Source organism: Variovorax flavidus, assembly GCF_030317145.1.
In the GTDB taxonomy this organism is placed as follows: Bacteria; Pseudomonadota; Gammaproteobacteria; order Burkholderiales; family Burkholderiaceae_C; genus Variovorax; species Variovorax flavidus.
Genome location: NZ_JASZYE010000004.1, coordinates 358,436 through 370,935 on the forward strand (window position 1 = coordinate 358,436; position 12,500 = coordinate 370,935).

General features: G+C 63.8%; 6 protein-coding genes. 4 read left to right on the forward strand and 2 right to left on the reverse strand.

Annotation, left to right across the window (positions count from 1 at the left end; genetic code table 11):
* The first annotated feature begins 3 nt into the window (after window positions 1-3).
* Window positions 4-2,838 carry an ATP-dependent Clp protease ATP-binding subunit gene (locus QTH90_RS21595; RefSeq protein ID WP_286666619.1) on the forward strand — a complete coding sequence of 945 codons (2,835 nt, stop codon included), beginning with the start codon at window positions 4-6 and terminating at the stop codon, window positions 2,836-2,838.
* An 89-nt stretch (window positions 2,839-2,927) separates the two neighbouring features.
* Here the strand turns inward: QTH90_RS21595 and QTH90_RS21600 are convergent, their stop codons facing one another.
* Window positions 2,928-5,573 carry an excinuclease ABC subunit UvrA gene (locus QTH90_RS21600; protein WP_286666620.1) on the reverse strand — a complete coding sequence of 882 codons (2,646 nt, stop codon included), beginning with the start codon at window positions 5,571-5,573 and terminating at the stop codon, window positions 2,928-2,930.
* A 654-nt stretch (window positions 5,574-6,227) separates the two neighbouring features.
* Window positions 6,228-6,887, reverse strand: a complete 660-nt coding sequence (locus QTH90_RS21605) for an NUDIX hydrolase (protein ID WP_286666621.1) — start codon at window positions 6,885-6,887, stop codon at window positions 6,228-6,230.
* An 853-nt stretch (window positions 6,888-7,740) separates the two neighbouring features.
* On the opposite strand from QTH90_RS21605, the gene QTH90_RS21610 reads away from it, so the two are divergent.
* The 3 genes from QTH90_RS21610 (at window position 7,741) to QTH90_RS21620 (ending at window position 12,395) form a co-directional block, all read left to right on the forward strand.
* The gene (locus tag QTH90_RS21610; RefSeq protein ID WP_286666622.1) at window positions 7,741-9,522 is read left to right on the forward strand and encodes an adenylate/guanylate cyclase domain-containing protein; all 1,782 of its coding nucleotides are present in this window, start codon (window positions 7,741-7,743) and stop codon (window positions 9,520-9,522) included.
* Window positions 9,523-9,675: 153 nt separating this feature from the next.
* A complete protein-coding gene (locus QTH90_RS21615) occupies window positions 9,676-10,326 on the forward strand; it encodes a hypothetical protein (protein WP_286666623.1) in 651 nt (216 codons plus the stop codon).
* 1,454 nt (window positions 10,327-11,780) lie between these two features.
* Entirely contained in the window at window positions 11,781-12,395 is a 615-nt protein-coding gene (locus QTH90_RS21620; RefSeq protein WP_286666624.1) for a hypothetical protein, read from the forward strand.
* Window positions 12,396-12,500: the final 105 nt, after the last annotated feature.

A 12,500-nucleotide genomic window follows, 5' to 3' on the forward strand; every position in this document is an offset into this window, starting at 1 on the left:
GTCATGGCCAAGTGCGACGTGTGCGGACGCCCCGCCTCCACCCAACTGACCCTGCGCGAAGGCGGCAAGACCCGCCAGGTCGCACTTTGCGACGAACACTATGCGGAGACGATGGGCAGCGCCCTCGGGCGCTCGCCGCTTGAGTCGTTGTTCGGCGGCGGTCTGTTCGACGAGTTCCAGAGCTTCTTCGGCGATCGCGGCTCGCTGTTCGGCGAATCGCCAGGCGCCGGCGGCGCACGCGGCGCAGGCGGCGACAAGGCGCGGCCACATGCCGGCGCGCCGCGGCGCCAGCGCTCGCGCGAGGCGGTGGACCTGCGCAGCTTCCTGAACGAAGCGGCGATGGATCGGCTCCAGGTCGCAGCCGAGAAGGCGCTGGAGTACGGCAAGGACGAGGTCGACACCGAGCACCTGCTGCTGGCGCTGCTCGACAACGAAATCGTTCAGGAGATCCTGCGCGATTACAAACTGTCGGAGGCGGACTTTCGGTCGAACATCGAAGAGAACGCGCCCCGCGGCGAGCGCAAGGTCGTGAAGGGCGAGACGCCGCAGATCGGTGTGTCGCCGCGCGCCAAGAGCGCCCTTGAGCAGGCCATGATCGCGTCGCGCGAACTTGGCCACAGCTATGTCGGGCCGGAGCACATCCTGATCGGCCTCGTGGAAGAAGAAGACGGCTTTGCCGGCGAACTGCTGCGCAAACTCGGCCTCAATTCGCAGTCGCTGCGCCAAAAGGTCGTCAAGGTCGTCGGCAAGGGTGCGGAGGAAGGCAAGCTCAAGCAGCGCAGCGGCACGCCGACGCTCGACAAGTACGGCCGCGACCTGAGCGAACTGGCCCGACAGGGCAAGCTCGACCCGGTGATCGGCCGCGCCCAGGAGATCGAAACGACGATCGAGGTGCTGGCGCGCCGCAAGAAAAACAACCCGGTGCTGATCGGAGAACCCGGTGTCGGGAAGACCGCGATCGTCGAGGGCCTGGCGCAGCGCATCGTGCAGGACCAGGTGCCCGACGTGCTGCGCGGCAAGCGCGTGATGGAGCTCAACGTCAACAGCATGGTCGCGGGCGCCAAGTACCGCGGCGAATTCGAGGAGCGCGTCAAGCAGGTGCTCGACGAGATCATCGACAGGCAGGACGAGCTGATCATCTTCATCGACGAGCTGCACACCATCGTCGGCGCGGGTGCCGGCGGCGGCGAAGGCGGGCTGGACATCGCCAACGTGTTCAAGCCCGCGCTGGCGCGCGGCGAGCTTCACCTGATCGGCGCGACCACGCTCAATGAGTACCAGAAGTACATTGAGAAGGATGCAGCGCTGGAGCGGCGCTTCCAGCCGGTGATGGTGCCCGAGCCCAGCATCGAGGACACGATCGAGATCCTGCGCGGCCTGCGCGACCGGCTGGAGGCGCACCACAAGGTGAAGATCAGCGAAGGCGCGATCGAGGCCGCCGCCAAGCTCTCGGCACGCTACATTGCCGCGCGCTTCCTGCCTGACAAGGCGATCGACCTGATCGACCAGGGTGCGGCACGGGTGCGCATCCATGCCAGCTCCCGGCCGCAGGAGCTGCAGCATATCGAAGCGAACGTCCGCAAGCTGCGTCAGGAGCAGGACGCCGCGGGTGCGGCCAAGCAGTACGACAAGGCCAAGGACCTGGGCGACCGCATCAAGGGCGACGAGAAGAAGCTCGCCGACGCGACTGCGGCCTGGAAGAAGCGGCGTGGCACCAGCTCTTCCGAAGTGAGCGTGGAAGATGTGGCGCAAATCGTCTCGGCGCTGACCGGCGTGCCGGTGTCCGAGCTGACCACCGAGGACCGCGAGAAGCTGCTCCAGCTCGAAGACCGGCTGCGGGAACGCGTGGTCGGCCAGGAGGAGGCGGTGCACGCCGTCAGTGAGGCCGTGCGCCTGGCGCGAGCCGGCCTGGGCGAAGCAGGCAAGCCGACCGCGACCTTTCTCTTCCTCGGCCCCACCGGCGTCGGCAAGACCGAGTTGGCCAAGGCGCTGGCGGCGACGGTCTTCGGCAGCGAGGAGTCGCTGGTGCGCATCGATATGAGCGAGTATTCCGAGCGGCACACGGTCGCCCGGCTGGTCGGCGCGCCGCCGGGCTACGTGGGCTACGAGGAGGGCGGCCAGCTTACCGAGCGCGTGCGGCGCCGGCCCTACAGCGTGGTGCTGCTCGACGAGATCGAGAAGGCGCATTCCGAGGTGCACAACATTCTGCTGCAGCTATTCGACGAGGGGCGCCTCACCGACGGCAAGGGACGGGTGATCGACTTCACCAACACCATCGTCATCGCGACCAGCAACCTCGGGTCGGATGTGATCCAGCGAAACCTCAAGGCCGAAGATCGTGAAGTTCTCGAGTACCCGGCGCTGCGCGACCGGTTGATGGAACTCCTGCGCCACCACTTCCGGCCCGAGTTCCTGAACCGGGTCGACGAGGTCGTCGTTTTCCACGCGCTGGGCAAGCCGGAGATTCATGCCATCGTCGGGCTGCAGTTGCAGCGTGTGGCGCGCACGGCGGCCGCGCAGAACGTACAGCTCGAGTTCGACGACTCGCTGGTCGACCACCTGGCGGAAATCGGCTACGACCCCGAGTTCGGCGCTCGCATGCTCAAGCGCAAGCTGCGCTCGGAGGTCGAATCGCGGCTGGCAACCGCCATGCTCAAAGGCGAAGTGTCGGCGGGCCAGAGCGTGAGGCTCGGCTACGACCCGGTTCAAAAGGCGCTTCGCATCGACAGGGTGTCCGACCAGACGGCGCCGGGCGCGAAGCCGCGCGCCGACGCGACGAAGACGAAAGCGCAAGCAGAGGCGGAAGCGGGGGCGGAGGCCCGTACGGTGACGGCCTGAGCGACGACGGCCGGAACGGCGTGTTCAAGCGCATGCTGCACACAACGATGGTGAACACGTGCGGTGCCGCGCTGTCGTCGAGCGACCTGCTAGCTTTCACGCGACCGACCGTGCAGCACCGGCGCGAGGTAGCGCGCCGTGAGGCTGCCTGCCGCGGCCACCTGCGCAGGTGCTCCTGCCACCACGACGCGGCCGCCTTCATGGCCTGCGCCAGGCCCCATGTCGATCACCCAATCGCACGCTGCCACGACCCGCATGTCGTGCTCCACCACGATCACCGTGTTGCCGGCCGCGACCAGGCTGTCGAGTTGCAGCATCAGCTTGTCGACGTCGGAGGGGTGGAGTCCGGTCGTGGGTTCGTCAAGGACGTAGAGACCGTTGCCACGTTGCGAGCGCTGCAGTTCGGTCGCGAGCTTGATGCGTTGTGCCTCGCCGCCCGAAAGCTCGGTGGCGGGCTGGCCCAGCCGCAGGTAGCCAAGCCCGATGGCCTGCAACAACATCAGCGGGCGCTCCACCGCAGGCTCGTCGATGAAGAAGCCGACGGCTTCGTCGACGGTCATGCGAAGAATGTCGGCGATGCTTTTCTCACGCCAGCGGATGGCGAGGGTTCTCTCGTTGTATCGCGCGCCGTGGCAGGTCGGGCAGGGCGCGTAGACGCTGGGCATGAACAGCAACTCCACGCTGACGAATCCCTCGCCCTCGCATGTGTCGCACCGCCCCTTGGCCACGTTGAAAGAGAAGCGGCCTGCATCGAAGCGCCGCGCCCTGGCCGCCGGCGTGGCGGCGAACAGCTTGCGCACGTGGTCGAACAGCCCGGTGTAAGTGGCGAGGTTCGAACGCGGCGTACGGCCGATCGGCTTCTGGTCGACATGCACCAGCCTGCGCAACGATTCCGCGCCGCGGGCGATATGACCCGTGACGCGGTCCTGCGCCGCTGCCTCGATCCGGTCTTCCTCGTCCTGTGGCGCCTCGTGGCCGAGGTGCGCGGCGACGAGTTCTGTCAAGGCCCGCGTGACCAGGCTCGATTTGCCGGAGCCCGAAACACCGGTGACAGCCGCGAGCACGCCGAGCGGAAACTCGATGTTGAGTCGACTCAGGTTGTTGCAGCTGACTTGCGCGAGGGCGAGCCAGCCTGCGGGCTCGCGCGGCGTGCGGGGCGGCGGTGGCGCCGTGTCGAACAGGTAGCGCGCGGTATGCGACGCCCCGACCGCTCGAAGTCCGGCCGGCGGGCCGCTGAAGAGCACCTGGCCTCCCTTTTCGCCGGCATCGGGGCCGACATCGATGAGCCAGTCGGCACGCCGCATGATGTCGAGGTCGTGCTCGACGACGAAGAGCGAATTGCCGGCCGCCTTGAGTCGGTCCAGCGCAGTCAGCAGAGCCTCGCTGTCTGCAGGGTGCAGGCCGGCGGAGGGTTCGTCGAGGACATAGACGACCCCGAACAGATTCGAGCGGATCTGCGTGGCCAATCGCATGCGTTGCTGTTCGCCGGGCGACAGCGTTGGCGTGAGGCGGTCGAGCGACAGATAGCCGAGCCCGAGTTCCAGCAGAGTCGTGACACGTTGGAGCACATCGTGGGCGATGCGTTGGGCGGCGATGCGTTTTTCCTCCGAGAGTGCTGGCGTGTGCCGCACGTCGGGGGCGGCAAGATGGGCCGACCCGCCAGCGGCCACGCGCTTCACCGTGGCGCGCTTGGCCGCGTCGCGACTGAGTACGTTGGCGTCGGGCTTCCCGGAAAAGGAGCCGCCCGCTGCCGGTGCCAGCACACCCGCCAGTTCGGACAGCGGCAGTTGCGACAGCGTGCCGATGTCGTGGCCCGCGAAAGTCACCGACAAGGCCTCGCGCTTCAGCCGGCGTCCTTTGCAGGTGGGACAGACACTGGGCTCCATGAACCGGGCGACGCGCTTTTTCATGAGGTCGCTCTGCGTGGTCGCAAAGGTGTGCAGTACGTAGTTGCGAGCGCCCGTGAAGGTTCCCTGGTAGCTCGGCTCCATCTTGCTGCGCAGTGCAGCCCGTGTTTCCGCGGGCGTGAACCCCGCGTACACGGGCACCGTCGGCCGCTCGTCCGTGAAGAGGATCCAGTCGCGCACCTTCTTCGGCAGGTCGCGCCACGGCTTGTCGACGTCATGGCCCAGCGTCACGAGGATGTCGCGCAGGTTCTGCCCATGCCATGCGGGCGGCCAGGCAGCGATGGCGCGTTCGCGAATCGTCAGCGAATCGTCCGGAACCATCGTTCGCTCCGTGACTTCGTAGGTGCGCCCCAGCCCGTGGCACGTGGGGCAAGCACCCTGCACGGTGTTGGGCGAGAAGTCTTCAGCGTACAGCATCGGCTGGCGCGGCGGGTACGTGCCGGCGCGCGAATAGAGCATGCGCAATGAACTCGAAATCGTCGTCACGCTCCCGACGGACGAGCGCGAGCTGGACGTGCCGCGCTGCTGCTGCAACGCCACGGCGGGCGGCAGGCCTGTGATCGAGTCGAATTCGGGCACGCCGGCCTGGTCGATGAGACGGCGTGCATACGGTGCGACCGATTCGAGGTAGCGCCGTTGCGCCTCGGCGTAGAGCGTGCCGAAGGCCAGCGAGGATTTGCCCGAACCCGAAACGCCGCTGAACACGACCAGTGCATCGCGTGGCAAGTCGACGTCCACATTCTTGAGGTTGTGTTCGCGTGCGCCGCGGACCCGGACGCATCGGTCTGTCCGTCTGCGGTCTTTGCTCTGCTCGGGATCGTCAACCATGGGACCCTTTCTTAGGCATCGTTCGTCGGGCCGCTTTGTCGGGCGGCGCCTGCACAGGCTCTGCACCTTGCACCTTGCGCTCTGTCGCACGGTTGCCTTGTAAGTCGCTGCCTCATCCGCGCACACGAACGGACCTCGCAGTCGATCCGCCAGGCAAGCCCAATCGATGGTATCTCGGGGTGACTCGGTACACGACCAGCGCTTTCCTGCGTGCTAGGTGGGCGATGCGCTGTCACGGCGAAGGCTTTCGCCGCACATATTGAGACGCAGGAAGAAGCCATGGCGGCTTTGCCAGATCCTCTTTCCAACGTTGCAGTCGGGCTAGGGCTCTTGGGAGTTTGGCGTTTCCCCTGGGACGACCTCGGAAAGCCGGACCCGTTTAAGACTCGCGACCGTCATGTGCCCTCCGGTAAGGCGCGCGCCTCTGATGCCCGCTAAGCAGCGAATGCCGACGTCGAGGTTAGGACCGCTTGATGCTTGAAACCAGCCGCTGCAAGTTGCAGGAGCTAAGACGGCAGTGGGCCCGAAGCGGCTGTACGATTTTCTCTAGAGCGGCCGCTCGCGCCGTGTCGCTGTAAGACGGATAACGGTCTTTGCGGGCCACCTCCCGGGCTCACTTGGGAGAGACCCCGGGGCTTCGGTTCGGCCCGGAGATCACTTTCTCGCGAAAATCGGTTGCTCGTAGTGCGCCACGCGGATGGCTTGGCCGGCAATGCACAACTCGCGGAACTGATAGAGGAAGGCCGCGGTCGGCGCGGCGATCCACGTATCGCCCACGGGCATGCGCAAGACAGGGTGCACGCTGTCTTCGATCGCATCGAGCAGCGGTGCATCCGGTCGCATGAACTCGGCCAGCGGGATGCGATGGACACTCGCCACTTCAGCATCGTTGGGCACCAGGCTTTTCGCCATCCCCGCCCACATGACGACAGGCGTGATGACAAATCCTGATCGCGTCGTGAAGTCATCCAGCTTGCCGAGAACCTGCTCCATGCCGAGCTGCAGCCCGACCTCCTCGCGCAGTTCTCGCAGCGCAGCCGCTTCGGCAGACTCTCCGGGATCGATCGTTCCTCCGGGAAGCGCCCACTGACCTGCGTGCGCGCGAAGCTTTGCGGACCTGCGGGTCAGCAGAATCGCGGGACCGTCGCTCCAGGTCGGAGGAGGTTCAATGCCCGGAAGATTCCCGCCCGGCCCTTCTTCCAGAACGACGACTGCGACCGCAGCGGGCCGGAACGCTTTCGAGTCCATCACGAGGCGCTCTTGGCGCCCGAGACCGGAGCAGATGCGTCGTCTCAAGTTCTCGTCCAATGGCATCTGGAGGCTGGGTCACAACCCTGAAGTAAATTCCGAAAGCGGCGCGAGCAGATCTGCGGCGAGCAGTTCGTCTGCGAAGGCGTGGGGCCAGCGTGTTGCGCCAAAATCATGCGCCCTTCAGATTCACTTCCCGACGGTGGCGGAAGCGGGCTCTGAGCAGGGCCGTGATCACCAGGTCAAGCCTGCGTTGGCGAATAGGCCAAGCGTGACGAACAATGCTGCACGGTCCGCAAACCCTTGACCAAAGTCGAGGAGCAGAGGGGCAAGGGACCACGGCAGAGCTCAAAGGATTGCGAACATGAGGAGGATGCTCTGTTCACTCGGCCGCAGCGTCGGGCGGCCAACGTCGCTGCCGGGTGGAGCATACGCCCGGCAACCACCACGCGTGGCGATACAAGGTGGGTTGGCGAAGGGTGCTCATGGCTGAAATTGTGCGGCGAACGGAGCCCTAACACCCTGGCAATCTCACACGCGAGGTTTACGGATCTCGATCTTTGTGGCGTGTTGCCCACAAGGCGCGGAGGGCATTCAATCGGTTTGACCTATGCCGGAACGCCACAGGGCCGGTTCCCGAATAGTTGGCGATGAGACCATGAACGACATGGCACATCGGTAGACGCGGCGAAAGGAAGCGTTTCGCCGAAGCCCGCGATCCTGCCGAGGGGTTGGACCTTCGGTGGTGGAAATGTCTGGGGTCCCGCGTCAGGCCGCTGCCTTATGATCGTCGCCATCATGAAACCCGCTCGGAGGCTCTTGCCTCGCGCTGGGGCGCGGCTATTCGCCAGCCTCCCCAGGCCATTTGGCCGGTCGCTGTTTGCGGGCTTCTTGAGCGGGCTCACTGCAGGCCTTGGAAATGAGCGATAGGGCTGACGACGGGCTGGAAGGGCCGCCCACGATCAAGCGTAGGCTCGCCGCCGTGGCGTTCGCCGACGTGGCGGGTTATTCGCGGCTTATGGCAAGTAGCGATGTTGAGACGGTGCGGCGCTGGAAGGCGCTCCGTAGCGAGACCATTGAGCCGTTGATGGTTCGCCATGGAGGCCGCGTCGCCGAGATTGCAGGCGACGCCATGCTGATCGAGTTTTCGAGTGTGGTCGATGCTGTGCGCTGGGCGGCACAGACGCAGCGGATGCTGCACGCGCGGCATGACGCGTCAGACCCGTTCATGATGAAGTTGCGCATCGGCATCAATGTTGACGACGTGATCGATGACGACGGGATCCTGCAGGGCGATGGTGTAAACATTGCGGCGCGAATCCATCAGGCGGCCGAGCCGGGGCAGATCGTTGTGACCGGGTTCGTGCGCGAGTGCGTTCTCAACCGCCTGTCCCTAGCGTTCCGGGACCTCGGCACGCCTCCGATGAAAAACATCGTGCGGCCAGTTCGCGTGTTTGCCGTTGAGTGGCTCAGCGTTGGTGAGGTGCCGCTTGTCCCGCAGCCTTACCTGCAATGGTCCTCGCGGCCGACCCTTGCGGTGCTGCCTTTTCGCAATGTCCGTGGAGACGCTGAGGATTCGTACTTCGGCGACGGCATTACCGACGAGATCATCACCGGACTGTCGCGTAGCCGATCGATGTACGTTATCGCGCGCAATTCGACCTTGCGCTACAGCAACCGCGGTGGAGGCGAGGACCTGCGGCAAATCGCCGCTGAACTCGACGTCCGCTATCTGCTCGATGGAAGCGTATGGCGCCATGGATCGGAACTGCGCATAAAGGTAGAGCTGCTTGACATGACAGACAACCGCTCGGTGTGGGCGCAACACTTTGATGGCGGCAAAGACAGGCTGTTTGAGTTCCAGGACCGCATTTCGGCCAGCGTTGTCGGCTCGCTGGAGCCTCGGTTGCGCGCGGTGCAGGCGGCCCGGGTGGGTGAACGTCCGACCGAGAACCTGGATGCTTACGATTGCGTGTTAAAGGCTTTGTCACGACTGTACCGTTTCAGCGACGATGGCTACCGTGAAGCCCAGGAACTCCTTGAGCGGGCGGTGTCGCTCGACCCCAGCTATGCGCAGGCGCACGCTTACACGGCATGGTTGTTCACCTTCCAGTCCAACCCGGCTGCCGATCGGGAGCGCGCTATTGCGGCGTCGCAGCGTGCCCTGGAGTTGGACCCGGACGATCCGTACGTGCTGAGCATGGCTGCGCACTTGCTCTCCTTCTTGACGAAGGAACTCGAACAAGCCAACGACCTGTTCAACCGTGCGTTGGCGCTGAACGAAAGCTCAGCCTTCGCCTGGGGTATGAGCGCGCCGACGTGTGTGTACCTCGGGCGTCCTGATGAAGCCCTTGAACGACTGCAGAATGTCTGGCGGCTGAACCCATACGATCCGATGAACTTTTACTTTTGGGCCGTCGCGGGTCTGGCCGAGTTCGTAGCCGGACGCTACGGTGAGGCGATCGCCTGGACGCGCAAATCCAGCCGCGTAAACCCGCGCTTGCCCCCGACCCTGCGTATTCTTGCAGCGTCACTCGCGCTGTCCGGTGATGAGCCCGGCGCGCACGCGGTGGCGCGCGACCTGCTAGAGATCCATCCGAGGTTCAGCGTTGCAACATTCATCCGCGGGTATGCCCTGCGCAACCCTGACGATCTCGCTCGGCTGGCTGAGGGCTTGAGGATCGCGGGCTTACCAGACTAGTTTGAGCGCGCGACTGTCCCTCTCTCCTCATCAGGGAGGATGACCGATCTGTGCATGGAACGGTCTAATTCGCGAGCAGGGGTCGTACGTTTGAGTTCCGTTTTCGCTCTAGGCAACCCTAACGTCGCGAAGACCCCTTAGGAGGTGCTCATCATGGATACCGATTTGCCTGACCCCATCCAGGGCACCCCGGTGCCCATTGCACGCCTGCTTGTCGGTGTGCACGCACCACTTGCCGCCGAATCCGGTCTCAAACTGAACGAGGCGCTGCGCGAGGTCGCTGAAGAGGCCTTCGCAGAAAGTCTGGACGGTGTACTCAGTGCGTATCCCGCAGGCACCTTCAAACCGATGTGCCACATAGATAGGTCATTTTCTGGGTCGTGGTGGATTGAGGCCACCATGAACCTTTGGTCCGGCCTTCACTTCAGCTACGAGGCCGTCGCGGTGGTGGCCACGCTGGCGACGGCTGCCGACGCAATCGATTCCGCCATCAAGAAGGTGAGGGAGCGATTCCCTACCAAGGCTGCGGCCATGGGCCTAGGCACAGCCACGACAGTGAGTGGGGCGGCCATGTCGCCACCTGTCCAAGGTACCTCCGACATCGCGGCGATGGAATCGGCGTTCAAGTCAGTACTGCCGGGCAAGTCGTGGGTTATTCCCCATTTCAGGGGAGGCGGGCGACACATCGAGGGCAGAGTTGTCGCAGTAACAGCATCTACCGTAACCCTGGAAACGGAGGATCGGAAACCGGCCGTCTACCTACTTTCGGCGATTGTGGGGTTTGAGTCGAGGCCCGGTCCGTGATAGCAAAGTGCGCGCGAAGCGCCTTCGCATTCCGCAATGGCCTTCGGTGCACCAGCCCTCTCACTGCGGAGCGGGCTACGACGTTGATGTTCCCTTGGCGCACAGTGCTGGGCAGGTGCCGGCGAGCGTCTGTTGCTGCAGGCGAAGGGTACGTCGAAACTTCCCTTGCGAACGTCGTCTTTTCCAGGCCTCAAACTTCCGCAAAGGGCCAGACAGCGGCGGTCGATTCACTTGCGTGTGCGACCACGCTTGAACCTCAGAAACCTTTCCAACGCTAGCGCCGCAAGAATTCGGTGCTGACCGACTGCTTCTGGCCGGATCCTGCCTTCCAGCCAGTGGGTGTGCACGCGCTTCACGAGGGGGAAGCGGCAGACGTCTTTGCTGACGCCCTACGCAAAGCGTTCGCAGGATGGCCCGCTGGACGCCGTTGGGGGCGGCTCCGCCGGCCTTGGTCAGGGGCACAACGACGCGACGTCGCAATCGGTATCTGGTCACGGTAGGACAGCCATGCTCTGTCACAACCTTGGCACTGGTAGCCATGGGCAAGGGCTACACGCTGGCGCTTTGCCATCCATGCTCTGCCTCGCTCCATCTCTGTGCTGCCTGCCTTAGCCTCGAGCATCGGCGCCCTGGTTGTCTTCAGGGTGCCGAGTCTCGGCTTCAATGTGGTGAGTGCCATCGGACTACCTCGGCTGGCGCTCGCCGTCTTCCTTGCTTGATGACGGTCGGAGCTGACCGCGGAGAAACCGCCACCTTTACCCGGGTGGCTCGCCTTCAAGTTCGACGATGAAGCGGGTGGTGATGAATTGCCCGGCGCGGGACGAACCGTGACTGGTTAGCTCCGAGTAGAGAAATCCCGGCCAACGGTCTCCCCAAAACGGCGGATGGCAGCCAACACGGCTCACGTTAACGTGGCGTGCAACACCTGACGGCAGGCGGCGAACCGCCGGTCCGCGACACAAGCCCGCACATAAGGAGACAGAGATGTACCTTCGAGCCTTTGCGTTTCTCGCACTCGCGTTCACCGGTTTCAGCAGCGCGGCGCAGCAATCGCCGCCTACACCCATCGGCGTGTCCGGGGACGGTACTTCCTCAATCACTTGGCTGCTAGATTCAGAAAAGAATCGCCTCATCGTCTGCCGAATGCAGTTCGTCACGGGCGGCCCAAGAGGTTGCAGCGTGATGCCGTTACCCAAGTGATGCGACCGCAAAAAAGCCGCCTCGAGGGCGGCTTGGTTGGGGCGAGCGTGACCATCTAGGTCGGCTCGTCAGGCTTTCACCTGGGAGAACTTCGAATTGCAAGAACGCTTGAGTGCGAGGTGCTCAGCGGCGCCGCGGTTTCACGTCGCATTGCTATATCAAACTGACCCACGTTGCAATCAATGAAGCGAGAATGCTGTTGACTCACCTTCATTGCCCAGTAACTTGCGTCGTACTGATGGAAGGATCGCGCGATGGCCCCAACTCCAATCCAGAATGAATCCAAGCCGATTGGGCCCGCACGGCGAATGTTCAACGCGATCGCGCGGGGGATGCGTTGGGCTTGGAAGTTGTGGGACGGCACCGTAGGTAAAGTCTCGGCGATCTTGGGAAAGACCGCAGCGATCCTCGGCCTAGTCGCGGTTATTGTGAAAGGGATTTTGATGCTCTTTCCACCAGCCCCTAACTGCTTTGCGGTGGACATTACGCTTGAGCACCTGCGTCAATGTGTCCAAGAAAAGGAGGAAATCGTCGACGACCCGCGCTTCAAGGAAATTCATCTTGGGAGGTCAGTTGAGTGGACTGGCGAACTGCTGTTTCCTCCATCCAAGCTTCGAGCTGCAGCAGATACCAGCAAGAACGTCACAATCCACGTCGCACGATGGACTACCTCAAACAACCCAACGATGGTGGGAGTTGGAGGTCTGGTCTCATGCTCCGAAAGCTTCCCGACGGTCGAGGCGGCGGCTTCGTATGTCAAGCGATGGAATCAAAGGACTGAAGGCGCGCGCCTGAGATTTTCCGGCGTGATCACAAGACTCAACGCAGACGCATTGGATTTGGCGAACTGCTTGGCAGTGGCTAGGTAACCTTCGCGAGTCAAACCTGGCGAGTGTGCCGAGCAGAAGAAAAACGCCGAATCTTCTGCCGCGCGCGATGCACGCAATCCGGGAGAAGGAGCGGCGTTACTGCAA

What these genes read in the sequence shown, in the direction of transcription:
- QTH90_RS21610 (WP_286666622.1), top strand. Translation starts at nt 7,741, where the DNA reads ATGAGCGATAGGGCTGACGACGGGCTGGAAGGGCCGCCCACGATCAAG.
- QTH90_RS21600 (WP_286666620.1), bottom strand. Translation starts at nt 5,573, where the DNA reads ATGGTTGACGATCCCGAGCAGAGCAAAGACCGCAGACGGACAGACCGA.
- QTH90_RS21615 (WP_286666623.1), top strand. Translation starts at nt 9,676, where the DNA reads ATGGATACCGATTTGCCTGACCCCATCCAGGGCACCCCGGTGCCCATT.
- QTH90_RS21605 (WP_286666621.1), bottom strand. Translation starts at nt 6,887, where the DNA reads ATGCCATTGGACGAGAACTTGAGACGACGCATCTGCTCCGGTCTCGGG.
- QTH90_RS21595 (WP_286666619.1), top strand. Translation starts at nt 4, where the DNA reads ATGGCCAAGTGCGACGTGTGCGGACGCCCCGCCTCCACCCAACTGACC.
- QTH90_RS21620 (WP_286666624.1), top strand. Translation starts at nt 11,781, where the DNA reads ATGGCCCCAACTCCAATCCAGAATGAATCCAAGCCGATTGGGCCCGCA.